This is a genomic window from Streptomyces sp. 2A115 (assembly GCF_052245575.1).
Taxonomy (GTDB): Bacteria; Actinomycetota; Actinomycetes; order Streptomycetales; family Streptomycetaceae; genus Streptomyces.
This window is the reverse complement of sequence record NZ_JBQQCG010000030.1, coordinates 36,188-59,235: the sequence shown is the minus strand read 5'-3', so window position 1 is coordinate 59,235 and position 23,048 is coordinate 36,188. Positions and strand designations below refer to the sequence as shown.

Sequence of the window (23,048 nt, the reverse complement as noted above, 5' to 3'; positions counted from 1 at the left end):
ACGATGCGACCCGCCCCCCACTTCTGTACCGCTCTTCTGTACCGCTCTTCTGTACCGCACAGATGAACCCGCACCGCACAGATGAACCGCTGTACCGCTCGGACTCCCCCCGCACGAAGGGCCTACACATGCGTTCACACCTGCTCAATGACACGACCGCGGAGCGGTACCGCCGCTCCGTGACCGAAGGAATCGAGCGGGTGGCAGCCAAACTCGCCACCACGGACCGGCCGTTCACCGGCGTCACTGTCGACACACTCGCCCCCAGCATCGACAAAATCGATCTCGACCGGCCGCTGCTCGACACCACCGCGGCCCTCGACGAACTCGAAGAGGTCTACCTCCGCGACGCGGTCTACTTCCACCACCCGCGCTACCTCGCCCACCTCAACTGCCCGGTCGTGATACCGGCGGTGCTGGGCGAGGCGGTGCTCTCCGCCGTCAACTCCTCCCTGGACACCTGGGACCAGTCGGCCGGCGGCACCCTCATCGAGCGCAAGCTCATCGACTGGACCACCGAGCGCATCGGCCTCGGCCCGGCCGCCGACGGCGTGTTCACCAGCGGCGGCACGCAGTCCAATCTCCAGGCGCTGCTGCTCGCCCGCGAGGAGACCAAGACCGACACGCACGCCAAACTGCGCGTCTTCGCCTCCGAGGTGAGCCACTTCAGCGTCAAGAAGTCGGCCACCCTGCTCGGTCTGAGCGCCGACTCGGTCGTGTCGATCCCCGTCGACCGCGACAAGCGCATGCAGACGGTCGCGCTCGCCCACGAACTGGAGCGCGCCAAGCGGGCCGGCCTCGTCCCCATGGCCGTGGTCGCCACTGCCGGCACCACCGACTTCGGCTCCATCGACCCGCTGCCCGAGATCGCCGCGCTGTGCGAGCAGTTCGGGACGTGGATGCACGTGGACGCGGCGTACGGCTGCGGACTGCTGACCTCCCTGAAGAACCGGGGCCGCATCGACGGCATCGAGCGCGCCGACTCCGTGACCGTGGACTATCACAAGTCCTTCTTCCAGCCGGTGAGTTCGTCCGCCATCCTGGTCCGCGACGCGGCCGCCCTGCGCCACGCCACCTACCACGCGGAGTACCTCAACCCGCGCCGCATGGTGCGGGAACGAATCCCCAACCAGGTCGACAAGTCCCTGCAGACCACCCGCCGCTTCGACGCGCTCAAGCTGTGGATGACGCTGCGCGTGATGGGCTCCGACGGCATCGGCCAGCTCTTCGACGAGGTCTGCGACCTGGCGGAGCAGGGCTGGCAGGTGCTCGCCGCCGACCCGCGCTACGACGTGGTCGTCCAGCCGTCCCTGTCCACCCTGGTCTTCCGATACATCCCGGCGGCCGTCACCGACCCCTCCGCGATGGACCGGGCCAACCTGTACGCCCGCAAGGCCCTGTTCGCCTCCGGTGACGCGGTGGTCGCGGGCACCAAGGTCGGCGGCCGTCACTTCCTCAAGTTCACCCTGCTCAACCCCGAGACCACGACGGACGACATCTCCGCCGTACTCGACCTGATCGCCGGACACGCCGAGCAGTACCTGGGAGAGTCCCTTGACCGCGCTTCCTGAAACCCCTGAAAAGACGTACGACTTCGTGGGAATCGGGCTGGGTCCCTTCAACCTCGGCCTTGCCTGCCTCACCGAGCCGATCGGCGAACTCGACGGTGTCTTCCTGGAGTCCAAGCCGGACTTCGAGTGGCACTCCGGGATGTTCCTGGAGGGCGCGCACCTCCAGACACCGTTCATGTCGGACCTGGTCACGCTGGCCGACCCGACGTCCCCGTACTCCTTCCTCAACTACCTGAAGGAATCGGGCCGTCTGTACTCGTTCTACATCCGCGAGAACTTCTACCCGCTGCGCGTCGAGTACGACGACTACTGCCGCTGGGCGGCCTCGCAACTCTCCAGCGTCCGCTTCAGCACGACGGTCACGAAGGTGACGTACGAGGACGGCGTGTACCTCGTGAACACAGGCGCCGGCGACGTGTTCCGCGCCCGCCACCTCGTCCTCGGCACCGGCACTCCGCCGTACATCCCCGAGGCCTGCGCCGACCTCGGCGGGGACTTCATCCACAACTCCCGCTACCAGCAGCACAAGCGGGAGTTGCAGAGCAAGAAGTCGATCACGCTGGTCGGCAGCGGGCAGTCCGCCGCCGAGATCTACTACGACCTGCTGAGCGAGATCGACGTCCACGGCTACCGGCTGAACTGGGTCACACGCTCGCCCCGCTTCTTCCCCCTCGAGTACACCAAGCTCACGCTGGAGATGACCTCCCCGGAGTACATCGACTACTTCCACGCGCTGCCGGAGCGGACCCGCTACCGCCTCCAGACGGAGCAGAAGGCCCTGTTCAAGGGCATCGACGGCGAGCTGATCGACGCGATCTTCGACCTGCTCTACCAGAAGAACCTCGGCGGCCCGATCCCCACCCGCCTGCTCACCAACTCGTCCCTCAACAGGGCGAGTCACGAAAACGGCACGTACACCCTCGGCCTCCGCCAGGAGGAGCAGGAGAAGGACTACGAGCTGCACTCCGAGGGCCTGGTCCTGGCGACCGGCTACAAGTACGCGGAGCCCGAGTTCCTGAAGCCCGTACGCGACCGCCTCCGCTACGACGCGCAGGGCAACCACGACGTCGCCCGCAACTACGCCATCGACACGACCGGCCGCGGCATCTTCCTGCAGAACGCCGGCGTGCACACGCACTCGATCACGTCCCCGGACCTGGGCATGGGCGCGTACCGCAACGCGTACATCATCCGTGAGCTGCTCGGCACCGAGTACTACCCGGTCGAGAAGTCCATCGCGTTCCAGGAGTTCGCCGCATGAGCCCCACCATCGGGGCGCTGAGTCTGCGCCCCCTCGACCCCCTCAACGACGCCGAGCTGCTGCACTCCTGGGTGACCCACCCCAAGGCGGAGCACTGGATGATGCGGCACGCCAAACTCCAGGACGTGGAGCGCGAGTACATGCGGATCGCCGCCCACGAACACCATGACGCGTACATCGGGCTGCACGACGGCGTGCCCGCGTTCCTGATGGAGAGCTACGACCCGCAGTACGTCGAACTGGTCGGCCTGTACGAGCCCCAGCCGGGCGATGTCGGCATGCACTTCCTGGTGGCGCCGACGGACCGGCCGGTGCACGGCTTCACCCGGGCCGTGATCACGGTGGTGATGGAGTCCCTGTTCGCCGACCCGCGCACCCGCCGGGTCGTCGTCGAACCGGACGTGACCAACAAGGCGGTGCACGCGCTGAACGAGGCCGTCGGCTTCGTGCCCGTCCGTGAGATCGAGAAGCCGGAGAAGCGCGCACTGCTGTCCCTCTGCACGCGTGAGCGGTTCCTGGCTACCCGAGGAGTGGCGATATGACCCTGTCCGACGCCCTGTCCTATGCCGGAGCGCACCTGTCCGATGCCGTGGCGCACCTGTCCCCCGAGCGCTGGGCGCGGGCCAACCGTCTCCTCGTCCGCAAGGCCCTGGCCGAGTTCGCCCACGAGCGGCTGTTCACGCCGGAGCTCGCCGGCGACGGCGCGTACGTGGTCCGCAGCGACGACGGCCTCACCCGCTACCGCTTCACCGCGACCCGCCACACCCTCGACCACTGGCAGGTCGACGCCGAGTCGATCACCCGGCACCGGGACGGCAGGGAACTCCCCCTCGCCGCCCTGGACTTCTTCATCGAGTTCAGGAAATCGCTCGGCCTGAGCGACGAGGTGCTGCCGGTCTACCTGGAGGAGATCTCCTCCACCCTCGCCGGGACCTGCTTCAAGCTCACCAAACCCGAGATCACCTCCGCCGAGCTCGCGAAAAGCGGCTTCCAGGAGATCGAGACGGGCATGACCGAGGGCCATCCGTGCTTCGTCGCCAACAACGGGCGGCTGGGCTTCGGTGTCCACGAGTACCTCTCGTACGCGCCGGAGACCGCGAGTCCCGTACGGCTGATCTGGCTGGCGGCGCACCGCTCACGGGCCGCGTTCACGGCGGGGGTGGGTGTCGAGTACGAGTCCTTCCTACGGTCCGAACTGGGCGACGTGACGCTGAGCCGTTTCTCTGGCACGTTGCGCGACCAAGACCTCGACCCCGACGACTACCTCCTCATCCCCGTCCACCCCTGGCAGTGGTGGAACAAGCTCACCGTCACCTTCGCGGCCGAGGTCGCCCAGCGGCACCTCGTGTGTCTGGGCGAGGGCGACGACGAGTACCTGGCCCAGCAGTCGATCCGGACGTTCTTCAACAAGAGCGCCCCGGAGAAGCACTATGTGAAGACCGCCCTGTCGGTCATCAACATGGGCTTCATGCGGGGCCTGTCCGCCGCCTACATGGAGGCGACTCCGGCCATCAACGACTGGCTGGCCGGGCTCATCGACAACGACCCGGTGTTGAAGTCCACGGGCCTGTCGATCATCCGCGAACGCGCGGCCGTCGGCTACCGGCACCTGGAGTACGAGGCCGCCACCGACCGCTACTCGCCGTACCGCAAGATGCTCGCGGCCCTGTGGCGCGAGAGCCCGGTGTCCTCGCTCCAGCAGGGCGAGAGCCTGGCCACCATGGCCTCCCTCGTCCACGTCGACCACGAGGGCGCCTCCATCGCGGCCGCGCTGATCGAGCGCTCGGGCCTGCCGCCGGTGGAGTGGCTGCGCCGGTATCTGCGCGCGTACCTCACGCCGCTGCTGCAGAGCTTCTATGCCTATGACCTGGTGTTCATGCCGCACGGCGAGAACGTCATCCTCGTCCTGGAGGACGGCGTCGTGCGGCGCGCGATCTACAAGGACATCGCCGAGGAGATCGCCGTCATGGACCCGGACGCGGTGCTGCCGCCGACGGTCGAGCGGCTGCGCGTCGACGTACCCGAGGACAAGAAGCTCCTGTCGCTCTTCACGGACGTCTTCGACTGCTTCTTCCGCTTCCTCGCCGCGAACCTGGCGAGCGAGGGCGTCCTCGACGAGACCGACTTCTGGCGGACGGTCGCCGGCTGCGTACGCGACTACCAGGCGGGCCATCCCGAACTGGCGGACAAGTTCCGGCAGTACGACATGTTCGCCCCGGAGTTCGCCCTGTCCTGCCTCAACCGGCTCCAACTGCGCGACAACGGGCAGATGGTGGACCTCTCCGACCCGGCCGGCGCCCTCCAGCTCGTCGGCACCCTGAAGAACCCGATCGCCGAACTGTAGAACCCCTCACCGGGCCTCAACGGGCCCCACAAGCAGGCGGGCGTCCCACGTACGGTCCCAGGGGCGCCCGCCGTCGTATTCAGCTGTTCCTGTCCGACTACTCGGCGGGCCAAGGAACTTGCGGCGACTTGTAGTAGCCGATCCCCAGCGCGTCCCACCGAGGTGCCTGCGCGGCCAGCCGCACTTTGTACGCGTCCCAGTCGTGCGTCGAGGCGGGCGACCAGCCGAGTTCCGCGACACCGGGCAGCCGCGGGAAGGTCATGTAGTCGAGGTGGGCCGGCGTCGAGAGCGTCTCCGTCCACAGCGGCGCCTCGACGCCCTGCACGGCCGAACTGGGCGCTCCCGGAAGGTAGTTGCCCGGATCCCAGTCGTACGACCGCCGCACCTCCACATAGCCCGCCCAGTCGAGCCCGAGCGGAGTGTCCTCGGTGTACTTCATGTCCAGGTAGGCCCGGTCGGCCGGCGACAGCACGATCCCGGTCCCGTTCCGCGCCGCCGCCGCGACCCGCTCCTTCTCCTCGGCGCTGGTGCTGTCCAGGCCCCAGTACTGGGCCAGCGCGCCCTTCGCCGGAGTCGCCCCGGTCAGCTGGTGCCAGCCGATCACGGTCTTCCCGTACTTGGCGACCATGGACTGCACGCGGTCCATGAACTTCACATAGTCCTCGTGGCTCGTCGAGTGCGCCTCGTCACCGCCGATGTGGAGGTACTTGCCGGGAGTGAGCGCGGCCAGCTCGCGGATCACGTCGTCCACGAAGTCGTAGGTCACCGGCTTGTCGACACACAGCGAGCTGAAGCCGACGTCGGTGCCGGTGTAGAGCGGGGGCGCGACGCCGTCGCAGTTCAGCTCCGCGTACGAGGCCAGCGCGGCGTTGGTGTGGCCGGGCATGTCGATCTCGGGCACGACCTCCAGATAGCGCGAGGCGGCGTACTGGACGATCTCCTGGTAGTCCGCCTTCGTGTAGTAGCCCCCGGGGCCGCCGCCGGCCTGCGTGGAGCCGCCGTACGTGGCGAGCCGCGGCCATGAGTCGACGGCTATGCGCCAGCCCTGGTCGTCGCTCAGGTGGAGGTGCAGCTTGTTGACCTTGTAGAGCGCCAACTGGTCTATGTATCGCTTGACTTGGTCGACGGTGAAGAAGTGCCGGGAGACGTCCAGCATCGCGCCGCGGTAGCCGTAGCGGGGCTCGTCGTCGATGGTGCCGCCCGCGACGAGCCAGGGGCCGGGCTGCGCGGAGTCCTTCTCGACCGAGGCGGGCAGGAGCTGGCGCAGGGTCTGGACGCCGTGCAGGAGCCCGGCGGGTTGCCGGGCCGTGATGGTGACGCCGGACCCGCCGCTGTCGAGCCGGTAACCCTCGTCACCGAGGGAGGTCGGGCCGAGCTTCAGCCGGATCCCGGATCCGCCGCCCGACGTGACGGGCAGTCGGTAACCGGTGGACGGTCGCAGGACGGCGGCGAGGTACTCGCCGATGCGGCGGGCCTCTTGCGAGTCGTCCACGCGGATGCGCGTACCGCTGGTGATCCGGTACGGGGATCCACCGGAGGTGACCGAGGCGGGAGCGGGGACCACGCGGTCGAGAGGGGTCGCGGATTTCGAGTCGGCGGGCTCCGCGTCGGCGACAGGCGCCGCTCCGGCGACGGAGATGCCCGCCGCCGCGACGAGCAGCAGCGAACCGAGAAGGCGGGGCGTTCTGCGGTGCGGTCTCACAAACGGTCCCTTCCTGAAGCTCCGACAGGTTCCGATAGGTATGGACCACTCTCTCGCGAGACCGGTGGAACAATCCCCTTCATGGCGGAAATCATCCAGAAGGACGGCACCTGGACTTTCGACGGGGACGCCCTGCGCCTCGTGCCCGGCCGCGACAAGAACGTGAGCCTGTTGCGCAAGACCCTGGGCGAACTCACCGTTCCGCTGGGCGCGTTGGCCGGTATCTCCTTCGAACAGGGCAAGAGGTCCGGGCGGCTCAGGCTGCGACTGCGTGAGGGCGCGGACCCACTGCTCCAGGCGACCGGCGGCAGACTCGCGGACTCCGCCGACCCGTACCAGCTGACGGTCGAGTCGGACCGCTACGGCGTCGCCGAGTACTTCGTGGACGAGACCCGCAACGCGCTGCTCCTGGACCAGGTCCCGGCCACCGCCGTCGACCGCTACCTGCTGCCTGGCCCGGCCATTCCGCTGTCGGCCTCCGCCGGAGACGGCACCGCGAGCTTCGACGGGGACCACGTCCGCCTCGAGTGGAACTGGAAGACGGAGGAGGCCAAGGCGGCCGCCGGCCCCCGCACGCTCGCCCTGGCCGACATCGAGGGCGTGGAGTGGCAGCCCTCGCCCGTGCTGGAGAACGGCTACCTCCGCTTCACCGTGCGCAACGCCCCCACGAAGGCACCGCCCAAGTACGACCCCAACTCCATCGACCTGTGGGGCTCCAAGAAGGACCAGCTGATGGCGATGGTCGCGGCCGCGGTCCAGGCACGGCTCCCGCATCCGGCGGCACCGCCCATGGAGGACGCACGGCCCAAGCGGCTCACCGCTGCCTCCGCCGCCCCCGAGACGCCCGCCGAGGCCGACCACGACGCCCTCCTGCGCCGCCTGCGGGAACTCGGCCAGCTGCACAAGTCGGGCGTCCTCACGGAGGAGGAGTTCACGCTGGCCAAGCAGGCGATCCTCAAGCGGATGTAGCGGATGTAGCGGACGTAGCGGATGTGGCAGATGTAAAGGACCGACCCGCTCCCATCGGTCACACCTCACACCTCACACCTCACCCCCGGCGCCCGTCCATGGATGGAGCTCGGCTCCTCGCCCGTCTCGGCGATCCCCCACACCCTCGGCGTGGCCGGGCGCCCCTTCGGCGCGGGTGTGACGTCCACTCGCGGGAAGGAGTAGCTCGCACCACCGGCCGGAGCCGCAGGCCGGACCGTTCGGGAAACAGCCCCCGCAAGAGTTTCAACAAGTTTCTGCCCGACATCGGGCAGGATTCTTGCGATTGCCAGCGATTTACCTCAGGATCGACGGGTGCACGACGAACTTGTTGATCATCTGACGCGCTCCACGCCCCTGAGCCGGGGCGAGGCGCTACGGGTGGTCCAGGACGTCCTCGCCTACTTCGACGAGACGACCGAGACGTACGTCCGTCGCCGCCATCGGGAACTCCAGGCCCAGGGCCTGGTGAACTCGGCGATCTTCGAACGGATCGAGGCGGACCTCAAATATCGCGCGGTCGCACCGCCGGAGCTCACGCTCAGGCAGCTGCGCCGCATCGTCTACGGCTAGGAAACACTCTGTATGTGCGGGATCGTGGGATACATCGGCAGGCGTGATGTGGCACCGCTCCTCCTCGAAGGCCTGCAGCGCCTCGAGTACCGCGGCTACGACTCGGCGGGCATCGTCGTCACCACTCCGTCGAGCGGCCGCCTGAAGATGGTCAAGGCCAAGGGCCGGGTACGTGACCTGGAGGCCCGCGTCCCCAAGCGTTTCGCCGGCACCACCGGCATCGCTCACACCCGCTGGGCCACTCACGGCGCCCCCTCCGACGTGAACGCCCACCCCCATCTGGACGCCGAGGGCAAGGTCGCCGTCGTCCACAACGGCATCATCGACAACGCCTCGGACCTGCGGAAGAAGCTGGAGGCCGACGGCGTCGAGTTCCTCTCCGAGACCGACACCGAGGTCCTCACCCACCTGATCGGCCGCTCCCAGGCCGAGAAGCTGGAGGACAAGGTCCGCGAGACCCTCCGGGTCATCGAGGGCACGTACGGCATCGCCGTCATGCACGCCGACTTCGCCGACCGCATCGTGGTGGCCCGCAACGGCTCCCCGGTGGTCCTCGGAATCGGCGAGAAGGAGATGTTCGTCGCCTCGGACATCGCCGCGCTCGTGACCCACACCCGCCAGATCGTCACGCTGGACGACGGCGAGATGGCGACCCTGAAGGCCGACGACTTCCGTACGTACACCACCGAGGGCACCCGTACGACGGCCGAGCCGACCACCGTGGAGTGGGAGGCCGCCTCGTACGACATGGGCGGCCACGACACGTACATGCACAAGGAGATCTCCGAACAGGCCGACGCCGTGGACCGGTGCCTGCGCGGCCGCATCGACGACCGGTTCTCCACCGTGCACCTGGGTGGCCTGAACCTGGACGCCCGCGAGGCCCGCCAGATCCGCCGCGTGAAGATCCTCGGCTGCGGCACCTCCTACCACGCGGGCATGATCGGCGCCCAGATGATAGAGGAACTGGCCCGCATCCCCGCGGACGCCGAGCCCGCCTCGGAGTTCCGCTACCGCAACGCGGTGGTCGACCCCGACACCCTGTACGTCGCGGTGTCCCAGTCCGGTGAGACGTACGACGTACTGGCCGCCGTACAGGAGTTGAAGCGCAAGGGCGCGCGGGTCCTCGGCATCGTGAACGTGGTGGGCAGCGCCATCGCCCGCGAGGCGGACGGCGGCATGTACGTGCACGCGGGTCCCGAGGTCTGCGTGGTGTCGACGAAGTGCTTCACGAACACCACGGTCGCCTTCGCGCTGCTCGCGCTGCACCTGGGCCGCACCCGTGACCTGTCGGTCCGGGACGGCAAGCGGATCATCGAGGGCCTGCGCAAGCTGCCCGGCCAGATCTCCGAGATCCTCGACCAGGAGGAGGAGATCAAGAAGACGGCCGAGCAGTACGCCGAGGCCCGCTCGATGCTCTTCATCGGCCGCGTACGGGGCTACCCGGTGGCCCGTGAGGCCTCGCTGAAGCTCAAGGAGGTCTCGTACATCCACGCCGAGGCCTACCCCGCCTCGGAATTGAAGCACGGCCCGCTGGCCCTGATCGAGCCCGCGCTGCCGACGGTCGCGATCGTCCCGGACGATGATCTTCTGGAGAAGAACCGCGCCGCCCTGGAGGAGATCAAGGCCCGCAGCGGCAAGATCCTCGCGGTCGCGCACCAGGTGCAGGAGAAGGCCGACCAGACGATCGTCGTCCCGAAGAACGAGGACGAGCTGGACCCGATCCTGATGGGCATCCCGCTCCAACTCCTCGCCTACCACACGGCGTTGGCCCTGGGCAGGGACATCGACAAGCCGCGCAACCTCGCGAAGTCGGTGACGGTGGAGTAGCCGTCCCGCGGCAAAACATGAACGGCTCCCCGTGTGTGCCACCTATGCACACGGGGAGCCGTTCCTACAGGAGCCGGGGCCGCCCAAAACCCCGGCCCGCGCGCCCGCCTCAGCCGGTGACCGTCATTCGCCGGCCGGCAGCGCGTCGTGGGACCGCGGTGGGCCAGTGGGCCAGGAACGCCGTCGCGGCGTACCAGGCCGCGGCGCCCGCCACCACGGCGAACCAGCCGCCGACCTGACCGATCGCCCCGGTGTCCCCGAAGCGCGAGATGGCGAGAAGCACGAGCGCGACGCAGAACAGCCCGTAGGTGGCCTGCGCGAGCACGCCACCGCCCGCCGCCCCGAGCGTCAGGCTCAGCGCGACCAGAGCGAACAGCAGCAGGAAGAGCCCAGCGGCGTTGTCGGAGACCGCCGTACCCGCGGTGACTCCCCAGCCGCCGGCCGTCGCACCCCAGGTGAACCACAGGGCTCCGAGCCCCGCGAAGGCCGTACCTGTGGACACATCGCGGTCGCGGAAGGCGAACAGGCCCGCGACGAACAGCGCGACGCCGCCGACGTAGGTGGCCAGACCCACGGCGTCGGCCGCCGTCACGCCGTCGATCACTTCGGTGTGGCCGAGGCCGAAGGCCAGCAGGGTGAGTCCGAGGGCGAGATGGCCAAGGGTGGTGATGGTGCTTCCCGCAGAGACATCTTTGTCCACGGCGGGCTCCCTTCTTGCATGTGCACGTGCGCGATGCGTGTCACTGGACCGTGCGGTAGGTCCGGTGACCGGTATGTACCCTTCACAAGGGCACAAACCACCTCTACGCGCGAGTAGGTTTGCCCGACGCACAAGGGAAGTTGACGATTCGTCCGCCTCATCTCACCTGGGACAACGGTGAGTTACGGAAAGACAACAACGGAAGCGTGGATCACGGGATCACGATGACCGGGCGCTTCGCGCGCTTCGCGAGCCGTCCGGCGACCGAGCCGAAGATGCGGCCGACGATGCCGTGGGTCGATCCGACGACGATCGCGTCCGCCTCGTACTCACACCCGACCTCTTCGAGTTCGTGGCAGATGTCGCCGCCGCGCTCGACGAGGATCCAGGGCACCTCGGCCAGATAGTCCGCGCAGGCGAGCTCCAGCCCGAGGACCTCGGTGCGATGATCCGGTACGTCGACGAAGACCGGGGGCTCGCAGCCCGCCCACACGGTGGTGGGCAGTCGGTTGGCGACGTGCACGATGATCAGGCCGGAGCCCGATCGGCATGCCATGCCGATCGCGTACGCGAGGGCGCGCTCACTGGACGTGGAGCCGTCGAAGCCGACGACGACGCCGTGCTTGAAGGCGGGATCGCAGGACTGACGTGGGTCTTCCGCCGCCAAGGGCTCGGCCGCCGTGGGATCGGCGACGGGGCGCTTGCGGTCCGCGGGTTCGAAGAATTCGTGACCGGCCATGGGTGTCTCGGCGTTCGGATCCTCGTGGGTGGGACGACGGGTGCTGCGGAGCTGTGTCCGGGAATCAGTGTCCGGGAATCATCTTCCCGACCCCATACCCCCAAGGGTACGGCGGCACGCCTCCTCTGCCCAGATCCCGCTCTCGCCGCGGGAGGGTTCCAGGGAGCATGCACGAGAGGGCGCCCGTAACGCAATGGTTGCTGCCCCGTACAGGCGGTTTGCAGAGCGTTCACCCAGGCGGGAAGGCCCGGGATCGCGCGCCCCAGGGGCGCGGGGCTGTGACATATGCGGCTCCGCCGCGTGGGCGCGAGGAACCACGACGGACCCGCAGCCGAAGCACCGGATCCCGGCGGAGCCCCCAGAGCTGCCCGGGGAGCCCCCGGGCAGCTCCCGGCCCGGATCCGTGACCGGCCGGTCGAACACGCGTTGAACCCCGGTAAGCCCACGCCTCAGGGAGCCCTACCGTGTCCGGACCCTCGACCGCGCCTCAATCCCCCTCCAGGCCGCCCGCCGCACAGGACGCGGTGAGCGACCTGGTGCGCTGGGCCGCCTTCAGCTGCGTCCTGGTTCCGGTCGTCCTCGTCGGGTACGGAACCTCCCTGGCGGGGGCGACCGGCACGGCCCTGGGCCTCGCCGCGGTGACCGGGGCGTGCCGGGTGCTGCTGCGCCGGTCGGAGCAGGGCGCGGCACGCCTGTCGGCCGAGGAGCGGGCGCCGCATCATGGGCGGCACTGCAGGGTAGGCGCGGGGGCACAAAGAGGGGGCCGTCACACAGGCGGAAATTCGCCGGTTGACTGACCGGTTTTTACGCATGGACCCGTTGCTTTTCAGCCAACTTCCGGGCACCGCACACCCCTTGACCGAACAGGCCTCCACCCCCCGTTCGACCTGCACTGAAAGGGTCCCGCAGGGTGCCCGCACCCTACGTGGACCGGCCACGGGGACGAGGCCCACTTCCCTGTACGGCCCACGAGTGCAACGCTTCGTGATCGAATGCTTCACGCCAAGTTGCCATGTCGACAATCTGCCGAGTGCTGAACTGGTCACCTCGGCACCATGGGACACAGTAGATTCGATCTTGACTGTCTTTACGGCGGGGGACTCGTGCAGGACCGAGGGGAAACGTGCAGGAGCGACACAACCGAGGAGCCGCGACCACCGAGGGGGGCTTAGCAGTATGAGCCACGACTCCACTGCCGCGCCGGAAGCCGCGGCCCGGAAACTTTCCGGGCGACGCCGCAAGGAGATCGTCGCGGTGCTGCTGTTCAGCGGCGGCCCCATCTTCGAGAGTTCCATACCACTGTCGGTGTTCGGTATCGACCGCCAGGACGCCGGCGTGCCGCGCTACCGACTACTGGTGTGTGCCGGTGAGGAAGGCCCACTGCGGACCACAGGGGGGCTTGAACTCACCGCGCCCAACGGGCTGGAGGCGATCTCCCGGGCAGGCACCGTCGTGGTGCCGGCCTGGCGGTCGATCACCTCACCGCCACCGGAGGAGGCGCTCGACGCACTGCGCCGGGCCCATGAGGAAGGCGCCCGCATAGTCGGGCTGTGCACCGGCGCCTTCGTCCTCGCGGCGGCGGGACTGCTGGACGGCCGCCCGGCGACGACACACTGGATGTACGCGCCGACGCTGGCCAAGCGCTATCCGTCGGTACACGTCGACCCGCGTGAGCTGTTCGTGGACGACGGCGACGTACTGACGTCGGCGGGCACGGCGGCCGGGATCGACCTGTGTCTGCACATAGTGCGGACCGACCACGGCAACGAAGCCGCCGGAGCGCTGGCCCGCCGTCTGGTGGTCCCGCCCCGGCGCAGTGGCGGTCAGGAGCGCTATCTCGACAGGTCTTTACCAGAGGAGATCGGCGCCGACCCGCTCGCGGAGGTCGTCGCCTGGGCGCTGGAGCACCTCCACGAGCAGTTCGACGTGGAGACACTGGCGGCACGCGCGTACATGAGCAGGCGTACGTTCGACCGCCGGTTCCGCTCGCTCACCGGGAGCGCTCCCCTGCAGTGGCTGATCACGCAGCGGGTGCTCCAGGCGCAGCGGCTCCTGGAGACGTCCGACTACTCGGTGGACGAGGTGGCGGGCCGCTGCGGCTTCCGCTCCCCGGTGGCCCTGCGCGGTCACTTCCGCCGCCAGCTCGGCTCGTCCCCGGCGGCGTACCGGGCCGCGTACCGGGCGCGTCGCCCCCAGGGCGAGAAGCCCGCGGACTCCGAGAGCTCTCCGCCACCACAGGTACCGCAGGAGGCACCCGTCCCCCTCCAGACGCGCCGTACGGCGGCCGCCCACACGGTCGGCGCGACGTCGTCGTCCGTCTCCACGGAGTCGGGGCGGCAGGGCGCGGAGGTGTACGCGGCAGGTCGGCCGAGCCTGCCGGGGCAGCGCAGCGCACCGTAGTCGCGCCATGGCGTTTCGTACCGGGCCCGGACCACAGCGGTCCGGGCCCGGTACCCGCGCCCCTTCGGGGCCGGGGTACCGGGCCCCGAAGGGGCGCGGGGCTGTGACATTCGCGGCTCCGCCGCGGGGCGCGCCCAGCCCCCACAACCCGCACATAACGCTCTGCCTCATGCTCTGCCTCACCCAGCGGAGCGCCCGCGTGCGGGAGCGGGCCGTAGGGTGACCCCATGAACGATCGCATGGTGTGGATCGACTGCGAGATGACCGGTCTCTCGTTGTCCGACGACGCGCTCATCGAGGTGGCCGCGCTGGTCACCGACTCTGAGCTGAACGTGCTCGGCGAGGGGGTGGACATCGTGATCCGGCCGCCCGACGCCGCGCTGGAGACCATGCCGGACGTGGTGCGCCAGATGCACACCGCCTCCGGTCTGCTCTCCGAGCTGCCCGGTGGTACGACCCTGGCGGACGCGGAGGAACAGGTCCTCGCCTACATCCGTGAGCACGTCAAGGAACCGGGCAAGGCCCCGCTGTGCGGAAACTCGGTGGGCACGGACCGCGGTTTCCTGCTGCGCGACATGCCCACGCTGGAGGACTACCTCCACTACCGCATCGTGGACGTGTCCTCCGTCAAGGAGCTCGCCCGCCGCTGGTACCCCCGGGCGTACTTCAACAGCCCGGAGAAGAACGGCAACCACCGTGCCCTGGCCGACATCCGCGAGTCGATCGTCGAGCTCCGCTACTACCGCGAGGCGATCTTCGTCCCCCAGCCGGGCCCCGACTCGGACACGGCCCGCGCCATCGCCGCGAAGCACGTCCCACCTGCTCAGTAGTCCCCACGGAAAGGCGGGCGCGAGCACCCCTTCGGACCCTGTACACTTTTTCTCGGCCGGTCGGTGAACCACTTCGGAGAATCGCCGGTCATGGTGGGTGTAGCTCAGCTGGTAGAGCACCTGGTTGTGGTCCAGGATGCCGCGGGTTCAAGTCCCGTCACTCACCCTGATTCTTCAGCCGGTGGCCTGAAAAGGTCACCGGCTGAAGGCTTTTCAGGGGGCAGGTTTTCAGGGGGAAGCGGGGCAGGAGGGGTAGCGGGCTCCGCGAGCCTCGCCCCGCCTCCGGGCGGGGCGAGGCTCGCGCCTTCGGACAAACCGCGAGTGAGCCCTACGACGAGGCCCGCGCCACCAACTCCGTAGCCAGCACCACCTGTCGTCTCTCCAGGCCCCGGGACACCGCCGGGCGCCGGTCCGCGATCTCGTCCATCAGGAGGTCGAGCATCGCGCGGCCCATCTCCTCTATCGGCTGGCGCACGCTCGTCAGGGGCGGGTCCATGTGGCGGGCGATGGCCGAGTCGTCGTAACCGACGAGGGCCACGTCGTCGGGTATGCGGCGGCCGGCCTCGCGCAGGACCTGGCGGGCGCCGGCCGCCATGACGTCGGAGCCGGCGAAGACCGCGTCCAGGGACGGGCAGCGGGAGAGCAGTTCCGTCATCGCGCGTCGGCCGCCCTCCTCCGTGAAGTCACCGGCGACGATGAGGCGTTCGTCGACCTCGTACCCCGCCTCGCGCAACCCCTCGCGGTAGCCGTCCACACGGCGCTGGGCGCCGAAGACGTCGAGGCGTCCGGCGAGGTGGGCTATGGTGCGCCGGCCCTGGGCGAGCAGGTGCTCCACCGCGAAGCGGCCGCCGCCGAAGTTGTCCGAGTCGACGGACGGAAGCGTCTCGTCCGCGGACCTGCGGCCGCTGATCACCGCCGGGATCTCCAGCTGGGACAGCAGGTCCGGGAGCGGGTCGTCCGCGTGCACCGAGACCAGCAGAACCCCGTCCACGCGGTGCGCCGCCAGGTACTGGGCCAGCCGGCGCCGTTCCCGGTCACTGCCCGCGAAGATCAGCAGGAGCTGCATCTCGGTGTCGGAGAGCGCCGCGCCCACACCGCGCAGCATGTCCGAGAAGTACGGTTCGGCGAAGAAGCGGGTCTCGGGCTCGGGGACCACCAGGGCGATGGCGTCCGTACGGTTGGCCGCCAGGGCGCGGGCCGCCGTGTTCGGTACGTAACCGAGTTCCGCGACCGCCGCCTCGACGGCCGCTCGGGTGGCGTCGCTGACCCGAGGAGAGCCGTTGATGACGCGGGAGACCGTGCCGCGGCCCACTCCTGCGCGCGCGGCGACCTCCTCGAGGGTCGGCCGCCCGCCGCTCCGGCCTCGCGCTCCGTGGACTGACATGGCCCGCCTCCCGATCCGACACGGCTCACACCGCGTTTGGGCTGGAATCTAACAGTCTTGATCCAGTCTTGATCCGGGCCGGGCTTCAGGAGAGAAACCCTCCTCACCCCGGCCGCACCTCTCGGCACCCACGCCACAGGTTTCCGGGGATCTTCTCTCCCGGTCTCCAGCGGCTTTAGTTAACAGCCCGATAACCGAAGACATATCTCCGCGTCCCCACCCTTGACACCCCCGCGTGAACCGACGACTCTTCAACACATCACTTGTGGGAGCGCTCCCACGGTACCTGACACATACACATCCCGCACGTTCCCCGCCCGAGCCGCAGCTAGAACGAACGGGCCCAACAACGCAGTTGGCCGGGGGGTCGGCACGTCAGGGCAACAGGAGGACGCAATGCGAGCACGTACCCGTTTCGCCCGCCGGACGACGGTTATCGCGGCCGTCACCGCGCTGGGCGCCGGGCTGCTGGCCGGCTGTGCCGACGACGGCGGCGACGACGGCGACTCGAACTCGTCGGGCGGCGGCAGTGGCAAGACCACGATCACGCTGGGTCTCTTCGGCACCCAGGGCTTCAAAGAGGCCGGCCTGTACAAGGAGTACGAGAAGCTCAACCCGAATATCAAGATCGCCGAGAACGTCATCGAGCGGAACGAGAACTACTACCCGCCGCTCATCAACCACCTCACCACCAACAGCGGTCTGCAGGACATCCAGGCCATCGAAGTCGGCAACATCGCCGAGGTCGCGCAGACCCAGGCGGCGAAGCTGATGGACATGTCCAAGGTGGAGGGTGTCGAGGAGAGCAACTGGCTGGACTGGAAGTGGAAGCAGGCCCAGACCGACGACGGTCAGGTGGTCGGCCTCGGCACCGACATCGGCCCGATGGCCATCTGCTACCGCAAGGACCTGTTCGAGGCGGCCGGCCTGCCCACCGACCGCGAGGAAGTGGGCAAGCTGTGGGAGGGCAGCTGGGACAAGTTCCTCGAGGTGGGCGCGGACTACAAGGCGAAGGCCCCGAAGGGCACCACCTTCGTCGACTCGCCCGGCGGTCTGCTCAACTCGATCCTCAGCAGTGAGTCCGAGAAGTTCTACGACGCCTCCGGCAAGGTCATCTACAAGACGAACCCGGCCGTCAAGGACGGCTTCGACCTGACCGCGCAGGCCGCCGAGGACGGACTGGTCGGCAAGCAGACCCAGTTCCAGCCCGGCTGGGACACCACGATCGCGAACAGCAAGTTCGCCGCGGTCTCCTGCCCGCCGTGGATGCTCGGCTATCTCAAGGGCAAGTCGAAGCCGGAGTCCGCGGGCAAGTGGGACGTCGCCAAGGCTCCCAAGGCCGGCAACTGGGGCGGGACCTTCCTGGCCGTGCCCAAGTCGGGCAAGAACACGAAGGAAGCGGCGAAGCTGGTCGCGTGGCTGACCGCGCCCGAGCAGCAGGCGAAGCTGTTCGACGTGCAGGGCAGCTTCCCGAGCTCCCCGGCCGCGTACGAGCTGCCGCTGGTGAAGAACGCGAAGAACGACATGACCGGTGACACGCCGATCGGCACGATCTTCGCCGCGATGGCCAAGGAGATCCCGGCCCAGATCATCGGCCCGAAGGACCAGATCGTCCAGCAGGGTCTGACCGACAACGGCGTGATCCTGGTGACCCAGGGCAAGTCGCCCAAGGAAGCCTGGGAGACGGCCACCAAGACCATCGACAACAACCTGGAGAAGTGACCGGTATGCCCGCCCGGCACGACACCGCCGTGCCCCCCTCGAAGGAGGGGGGCACGGCCCCGGCCCGTCCGCCCGCCGACAAGGTGCCCGAGGCGGACAAGCGCCGCCGGGACCGGCTCTCCCGCCGCTGGCAGCGCGACCTGCGCTGGAGTCCGTACGCCTTCGTCTCACCGTTCTTCCTGCTGTTCCTCGCGTTCGGTCTGTTCCCGCTGCTCTACACGGCCTGGGCCTCGCTGCACACCGTGGAGCTGACGGCGCCGACGGACATGGAGTGGGCGGGACTGCGCAACTACACGCGCATCTTCGACGACGAGTTCTTCTGGAACGCGGCGAAGAACACCCTGACCATCGGCATCATCTCGACGGTCCCGCAGTTGCTGATGGCGATGGGCCTGGCCCACATCCTCAACTACAAGCTGCGCGCCTCGACCTTCTACCGGGTCGCGATGCTCGCGCCGTACGCGACGTCGATCGCCGCGGCCTCCCTCGTCTTCGTCCTGCTCTTCGGCCGCGACTACGGCATGATCAACTGGGCGCTGAACCTCGTCGGCATCGACAACATCGACTGGCAGAACGAGAAGTGGCCCTCGCAGTTCGCCGTCTCCACGATCGTCATCTGGCGCTGGACCGGCTACAACGCGCTGATCTACCTGGCCGCGATGCAGGCGATCCCGCAGGACCTGTACGAGTCCGCGGCCCTCGACGGTGCCTCGCGCTGGCGGCAGTTCATCCATGTGACGCTGCCCTCGCTGCGCCCGACGATCCTGTTCACCGTGGTCGTCTCGACCATCGGCGCGACCCAGCTCTTCGGTGAGCCGCTGCTGTTCGACCCGAACAAGGGGGCGTCCGGCGGTCCCGAGCACGAGTTCCAGACGCTCGGGCTGTATCTGTACGAGCAGGGCTGGGTCAACCTGCACCTGGGCCGGGCCTCCGCCATCGCCTGGACGATGTTCCTGATCCTCATCGTGATCGGAGTCATCAACTACGTCATCTCGCGCCGGCTGCGCGCCAGTAGTTAAGGAGAACCGGCCGTGACGACGACACTGACGAAACCGCCCGCGCCCCAGGACACGCCGCCCCCCAAGCGGCGGCGCTCCATGGCCAAGCGGGCCGGCGGGCACCTGCACGCCGGACCGATCGCGTACATCATCCTCGCCCTGTTCACCATCGGCTCGCTGTTCCCCCTGGTGTGGACGGCGATCGCGGCCTCGCGCGACAACCAGCGGCTCGCCGAGACCCCGCCGCCGTTCTGGTTCGGCGGCGGACTATTCGACAAGCTCGAACTCGCCTGGGAAAACGCCAACATGGGCGAGGCGATGATCAACACCACGCTGGTGGCCGGAACTTCGGCGGTCACCATCGTGTTCCTCTCCACCATCGCCGGGTTCGCCTTCGCCAAGCTGCGCTTCAGAGGGCGCGGCGCGCTGATGCTGCTCGTGATCGGCACGATGATGGTGCCGCCGCAGCTCATGATCATCCCGCTCTACATGATGGTCGCCGAACTCGGCTGGACCGACCAGCTCCAGGCGGTGATCCTGCCGTCGCTGGTGAACGCCTTCGGGGTGTTCTTCATGCGGCAGTACCTCATCCAGGCACTGCCCGACGAGATCATCGAGGCGGCCCGGGTGGACGGCGCGAGCAGCTGGCGCGTGGTCTGGCACATCGTGTTCCCGGCGGCCCGGCCCGCGATGGCCGTGCTCGGCATGCTGATGTTCGTGCAGACCTGGAACGACTTCCTGTGGCCGTTCCTGGTGCTGACCCAGACCGGCAATCCGACCGTGCAGGTCGCGGTCGCGGGCCTCGGCCGCGGCTTCACCCCCGACCAGTCGCTGATCATGGCGGGCGCGCTGCTCGGCACCCTGCCGCTGCTGGTCGTCTTCACGATCTTCGGCAAGCAGATCGTCGGCGGCATCATGCAGGGCGCCGTCAAGGGCTGACCCCCTTTCTTGTGGGGCCGGGTCATCGCTGCCCCGGCCCCTCTCCCCCTTTCCCCTTCCCCCTCCCCCTCCTACCCGTCGGTCTCCATGACCCCTATGGGAGCGCTTCCATGCCTGAGCCAGTGACCTTTCCGCCCACCTTCCTCTGGGGGGCAGCGACCTCCGCGTACCAGATCGAGGGGGCAGTGCGGGAGGACGGCCGTACGCCCTCGATCTGGGACACCTTCAGCCATACACCGGGCAAGACGGCCGGCGGCGAGAACGGCGACATCGCCAACGACCACTACCACCTGTACCGCGACGACGTGGCGCTCATGGCGGAGCTGGGCCTGACCGCGTACCGCTTCTCGGTGTCCTGGCCGCGGGTGCAGCCGACGGGCCGCGGCCCCGCGGTCCAGCGGGGCCTCGACTTCTACCGCCGCCTGGTCGACGAGCTGCTGTCCCACGACATCAAGCCGGCGCTCACCCTCTACCACTGGGACCTGCCCCAGGAGCTCGAGGACGCGGGCGGCTGGCCGGAGCGCGACACGGCGCTGCGCTTCGCCGAGTACGCGCAGATCGTCGGCGAGGCGCTCGGCGACCGGGTCGAGCAGTGGATCACGCTCAACGAGCCGTGGTGCAGCGCGTTTCTGGGGTACGGCTCGGGGGTGCACGCGCCGGGCCGTACGGACCCGGCGGCTTCGCTGCGAGCCGCGCACCACCTCAACCTGGCGCACGGCCTCGGGACTTCGGCCCTCCGCGCCGCCATGCCCGCCCGCAACAGCATCGCGGTGAGCCTCAACTCCTCGGTGGTCAGGCCGAATTCGCAGGACCCGGCGGACCTGGCGGCGGTCCAGCGCATCGACGACCTGGCCAACGGGATCTTCCACGGACCGATGCTGCACGGCGCGTACCCGGAGACCCTCCTCGCGGCGACGGCCTCGGTGACGGACTGGTCGTACGTCCTGGACGGCGACCTCGCCCTGATCAACCAGCCGTTGGACGCGCTCGGCCTCAACTACTACACCCCGACGCTCGTCGGCGCCGCCGAGGCCGCCCCGGACGCTCCGCGCGCGGACGGCCATGGGGTGAGCGAGCACTCGCCGTGGCCGTCCGCCGACGACGTGATGTTCCATCAGACTCCGGGCGAGCGTACCGAGATGGGCTGGACGATCGACCCGACGGGCCTGCACGAACTGATCATGCGGTACACGCGGGAGGCACCCGGGCTGCCCCTGTACGTGACCGAGAACGGCGCCGCCTACGACGACAAGCCGGAGCCGGACGGCAGCGTCCACGACCCGGAGCGGATCGCGTATCTCCAGGGTCACCTGTCGGCGGTGCGCCGAGCCATCACCGACGGCGCCGACGTCCGCGGCTACTACCTCTGGTCCCTGATGGACAACTTCGAGTGGTCCTACGGCTACGGCAAGCGCTTCGGCGCGGTGTACGTGGACTACGCGACCCAGGCTCGGACGCCCAAGTCGAGTGCGCTCTGGTACGGAAAGGCGGCCCGGACGGGAGCGCTGCCGACGGTGGACACCGAGTAGACCATCTCTCCGAATAGACCATTTCCCAGGGGCAACGGGGGACGGGGCGCGGCACGGTGAGGGGGGTGCCGCGCCCCGCACACGTGCAAGTCGTACAGGTCAGTCGGCTGTGGCGAGACCATTCCACCGCGCCCGCACAGACCAATGCCCGGACAACGGTCACCAGCACACGGGAGCGCATGAACCAGTCGTCGATCAGGGAAGCCGCGTGGCCCGGCCGAGGTCGAGCGTGCCCTCGCGCCGATTGGAGAGGACCGCGCACGTCGCATGTACATGCTCCGCGTCCCGGTAGCGTGAGCCGTCCTCGTCCGTACGGAGCTTGAAGCGCGGAAAACCCAGCGCGGTACAGCGCAGCACCGCGTCCGTTTCGCCGACCCGGCCGAACGAGACGGGCGCGATGTCCGGGTCCGCGTCGTCCAGGAGGGCGAGGACGGCGACGTCGATCCCCTCGTGCCGCCATGCCACGCTCGCCTCGACGATCCGCTCGCCCGGCCGCTCGGCCTGGAACCGCACCCGGACGTCCGCCGCCCCCTCGACGACATGCGCGGCGGTCAGCACCTTGCCCGGTGCGACGAGGTAGCCCGAGCCTCGTCGGCCCGAACCGCTGCCCGCCAGAGCGACGATGACCTGGGCGACCCGCTCCGGCAGCAACCCCCGATCGCCCCTCACACTGCGATCAGAGCTCGCCGTCAACCTCGCCGCCCGCGATCAGCACCGGTCGCGTCGTCGCGCTCCCGTTCTCCAGCACAGCCCTCGGAGTCAGAGTGACCGTGATCGCATGCCGGTCGAAAGCGTCGACTACACAGCGACGAGACGCACCCTGTCCCCGCAGAGTTTGGCCATGTCGTCGATGTCCGAGGTGAGCATGACGACCGGGCGATGTTGCCGCAGCGCCGTCTCGGCCACGGCTGCGTCGATCGCGTACTTGTGACCGTGCAGCCCGGCACTGATCAGCATGTCTGACGCGGCCCTCGCCTCCTCGTCACCGATGTGCACGATCCGCATGCCGGACAGCACCCAGGCGAGCCGCGCCCTGTCGGTCCGGCGATGGACCGCTTCGATGATGGTGAGTGCGCTGATGACCACCTCCATGCCCCTCTTCCGCGCCTCGGCAACGAGGGCCACGACTGGCTCGTGATCGCCGACGAGCTTGGACAGGCCTTCGCAGTCGAGGACGAGGGCGCCTTCGTGGCTCAACTTGCGGCGGGCCACTGCCCCTCCTCGGCGAACACCTCGTCGAAGACGCGACGAGCCCGCTCCTGTTCCTGCTCGGAGATGGGTCCCTGGCGGTGCTCGTAATCGGCCAGGTACTCATCCAGGATCTGGCCGCGCAGTTCACGCTCCACCGCCTCCGTGATGAATGCGGAGAACTCACGCTTGCCGACCCGTTGACGGATCGCCTCGGCCGTCCCCTCCGGGAGCGAGAGGCTGACCCTGGTGGCGGGCCCTTCGCCGATGCTGTACGGATTCTCACCCATGCGGCGAGATTATCAAATGAGTAGGAATCCCGTCGAGCCGCAGCTCCCAGCCGACGAACCA

General features: G+C 68.7%; 21 protein-coding genes and 1 tRNA gene. 15 read left to right on the top strand and 7 right to left on the bottom strand.

What is annotated here, in order from left to right; all coding sequences use genetic code 11:
* Positions 1 to 128: 128 nt before the first annotated feature.
* Genes desA through ACTWQR_RS25365 form a run of 4 tightly spaced genes read left to right on the top strand, consistent with a single transcriptional unit; the run spans position 129 to position 5,176 of the window.
* Entirely contained in the window at positions 129 to 1,571 is a 1,443-nt protein-coding gene (desA, locus tag ACTWQR_RS25380) for a lysine decarboxylase DesA (RefSeq protein WP_443229462.1), read from the top strand.
* A complete protein-coding gene (locus ACTWQR_RS25375) occupies positions 1,555 to 2,832 on the top strand; it encodes a lysine N(6)-hydroxylase/L-ornithine N(5)-oxygenase family protein (RefSeq protein ID WP_443229461.1) in 1,278 nt (425 codons plus the stop codon). Before desA ends, ACTWQR_RS25375 begins: the two co-directional genes overlap by 17 nt.
* Positions 2,829 to 3,374 (top strand): GNAT family N-acetyltransferase, encoded by a 546-nt coding sequence (locus ACTWQR_RS25370; RefSeq protein ID WP_443229460.1) that lies wholly within the window; start codon positions 2,829 to 2,831, stop codon positions 3,372 to 3,374. Before ACTWQR_RS25375 ends, ACTWQR_RS25370 begins: the two co-directional genes overlap by 4 nt.
* Positions 3,371 to 5,176 carry an IucA/IucC family protein gene (locus ACTWQR_RS25365; protein ID WP_443229459.1) on the top strand — a complete coding sequence of 602 codons (1,806 nt, stop codon included), beginning with the start codon at positions 3,371 to 3,373 and terminating at the stop codon, positions 5,174 to 5,176. Before ACTWQR_RS25370 ends, ACTWQR_RS25365 begins: the two co-directional genes overlap by 4 nt.
* 97 nt (positions 5,177 to 5,273) lie before the next feature.
* Here the strand turns inward: ACTWQR_RS25365 and ACTWQR_RS25360 are convergent, their stop codons facing one another.
* The gene (locus ACTWQR_RS25360) at positions 5,274 to 6,878 is read right to left on the bottom strand and encodes a beta-N-acetylhexosaminidase (RefSeq protein ID WP_443229458.1); all 1,605 of its coding nucleotides are present in this window, start codon (positions 6,876 to 6,878) and stop codon (positions 5,274 to 5,276) included.
* 81 nt (positions 6,879 to 6,959) lie between these two features.
* Here ACTWQR_RS25360 and ACTWQR_RS25355 point away from each other — a divergent pair, with 81 nt between their 5' ends.
* The 3 genes from ACTWQR_RS25355 to glmS all read left to right on the top strand — a co-directional run bounded on the left by ACTWQR_RS25355 (position 6,960) and on the right by glmS (position 10,268).
* Positions 6,960 to 7,847 (top strand): DUF4429 domain-containing protein, encoded by an 888-nt coding sequence (locus ACTWQR_RS25355; RefSeq protein WP_443229457.1) that lies wholly within the window; start codon positions 6,960 to 6,962, stop codon positions 7,845 to 7,847.
* A gap of 333 nt (positions 7,848 to 8,180) precedes the next feature.
* Positions 8,181 to 8,438 (top strand): hypothetical protein, encoded by a 258-nt coding sequence (locus ACTWQR_RS25350; RefSeq protein WP_443229456.1) that lies wholly within the window; start codon positions 8,181 to 8,183, stop codon positions 8,436 to 8,438.
* Positions 8,439 to 8,450: 12 nt separating this feature from the next.
* Positions 8,451 to 10,268 (top strand): glutamine--fructose-6-phosphate transaminase (isomerizing), encoded by a 1,818-nt coding sequence (gene glmS, locus ACTWQR_RS25345; RefSeq protein WP_443229455.1) that lies wholly within the window; start codon positions 8,451 to 8,453, stop codon positions 10,266 to 10,268.
* 109 nt (positions 10,269 to 10,377) lie between these two features.
* Here the strand turns inward: glmS and ACTWQR_RS25340 are convergent, their stop codons facing one another.
* Both ACTWQR_RS25340 and ACTWQR_RS25335 read right to left on the bottom strand, forming a co-directional pair.
* The gene (locus ACTWQR_RS25340) at positions 10,378 to 10,968 is read right to left on the bottom strand and encodes a GPR1/FUN34/YaaH family transporter (protein ID WP_443229454.1); all 591 of its coding nucleotides are present in this window, start codon (positions 10,966 to 10,968) and stop codon (positions 10,378 to 10,380) included.
* 211 nt (positions 10,969 to 11,179) lie between these two features.
* On the bottom strand, positions 11,180 to 11,707 hold the full coding sequence (locus ACTWQR_RS25335; RefSeq protein ID WP_443229453.1) for a universal stress protein: 528 nt from the start codon (positions 11,705 to 11,707) through the stop codon (positions 11,180 to 11,182).
* Positions 11,708 to 12,171: 464 nt separating this feature from the next.
* On the opposite strand from ACTWQR_RS25335, the gene ACTWQR_RS25330 reads away from it, so the two are divergent.
* From ACTWQR_RS25330 to ACTWQR_RS25315, 4 genes are all read left to right on the top strand, one after another.
* The gene (locus ACTWQR_RS25330; protein WP_443229452.1) at positions 12,172 to 12,504 is read left to right on the top strand and encodes a hypothetical protein; all 333 of its coding nucleotides are present in this window, start codon (positions 12,172 to 12,174) and stop codon (positions 12,502 to 12,504) included.
* A 379-nt stretch (positions 12,505 to 12,883) separates the two neighbouring features.
* A complete protein-coding gene (locus ACTWQR_RS25325; protein ID WP_443229451.1) occupies positions 12,884 to 14,107 on the top strand; it encodes a helix-turn-helix domain-containing protein in 1,224 nt (407 codons plus the stop codon).
* Positions 14,108 to 14,334: 227 nt separating this feature from the next.
* A complete protein-coding gene (gene orn, locus ACTWQR_RS25320) occupies positions 14,335 to 14,937 on the top strand; it encodes an oligoribonuclease (protein ID WP_443229450.1) in 603 nt (200 codons plus the stop codon).
* 93 nt (positions 14,938 to 15,030) lie between these two features.
* Positions 15,031 to 15,103, top strand: a tRNA-His gene (locus tag ACTWQR_RS25315).
* Positions 15,104 to 15,265: 162 nt separating this feature from the next.
* Here ACTWQR_RS25315 and ACTWQR_RS25310 read toward each other — a convergent pair.
* Entirely contained in the window at positions 15,266 to 16,321 is a 1,056-nt protein-coding gene (locus ACTWQR_RS25310) for a LacI family DNA-binding transcriptional regulator (protein WP_443229449.1), read from the bottom strand.
* Positions 16,322 to 16,717: 396 nt separating this feature from the next.
* Between ACTWQR_RS25310 and ACTWQR_RS25305 the strand changes: the two genes are divergently transcribed.
* The 4 genes from ACTWQR_RS25305 (at position 16,718) to ACTWQR_RS25290 (ending at position 21,509) form a co-directional block, all read left to right on the top strand.
* A complete protein-coding gene (locus ACTWQR_RS25305; protein WP_443229448.1) occupies positions 16,718 to 18,043 on the top strand; it encodes an ABC transporter substrate-binding protein in 1,326 nt (441 codons plus the stop codon).
* Positions 18,044 to 18,048: 5 nt separating this feature from the next.
* Entirely contained in the window at positions 18,049 to 19,062 is a 1,014-nt protein-coding gene (locus tag ACTWQR_RS25300) for a carbohydrate ABC transporter permease (RefSeq protein ID WP_443229520.1), read from the top strand.
* 12 nt (positions 19,063 to 19,074) lie between these two features.
* Complete coding sequence (locus ACTWQR_RS25295) at positions 19,075 to 19,980, top strand: carbohydrate ABC transporter permease (protein WP_443229447.1); 906 nt, start codon at positions 19,075 to 19,077, stop codon at positions 19,978 to 19,980.
* A 110-nt stretch (positions 19,981 to 20,090) separates the two neighbouring features.
* Positions 20,091 to 21,509 carry a GH1 family beta-glucosidase gene (locus tag ACTWQR_RS25290; RefSeq protein WP_443229446.1) on the top strand — a complete coding sequence of 473 codons (1,419 nt, stop codon included), beginning with the start codon at positions 20,091 to 20,093 and terminating at the stop codon, positions 21,507 to 21,509.
* 195 nt (positions 21,510 to 21,704) lie between these two features.
* Here the strand turns inward: ACTWQR_RS25290 and ACTWQR_RS25285 are convergent, their stop codons facing one another.
* The 3 genes from ACTWQR_RS25285 to ACTWQR_RS25275 all read right to left on the bottom strand — a co-directional run bounded on the left by ACTWQR_RS25285 (position 21,705) and on the right by ACTWQR_RS25275 (position 22,987).
* Complete coding sequence (locus ACTWQR_RS25285; protein WP_443229445.1) at positions 21,705 to 22,178, bottom strand: trypsin-like peptidase domain-containing protein; 474 nt, start codon at positions 22,176 to 22,178, stop codon at positions 21,705 to 21,707.
* A 129-nt stretch (positions 22,179 to 22,307) separates the two neighbouring features.
* Complete coding sequence (locus ACTWQR_RS25280) at positions 22,308 to 22,721, bottom strand: DNA-binding protein (RefSeq protein WP_443229444.1); 414 nt, start codon at positions 22,719 to 22,721, stop codon at positions 22,308 to 22,310.
* Positions 22,703 to 22,987, bottom strand: coding sequence for a hypothetical protein (locus ACTWQR_RS25275; protein WP_443229443.1), 285 nt, complete (start codon positions 22,985 to 22,987; stop codon positions 22,703 to 22,705). Before ACTWQR_RS25275 ends, ACTWQR_RS25280 begins: the two co-directional genes overlap by 19 nt.
* Positions 22,988 to 23,048 lie beyond the last annotated feature (61 nt).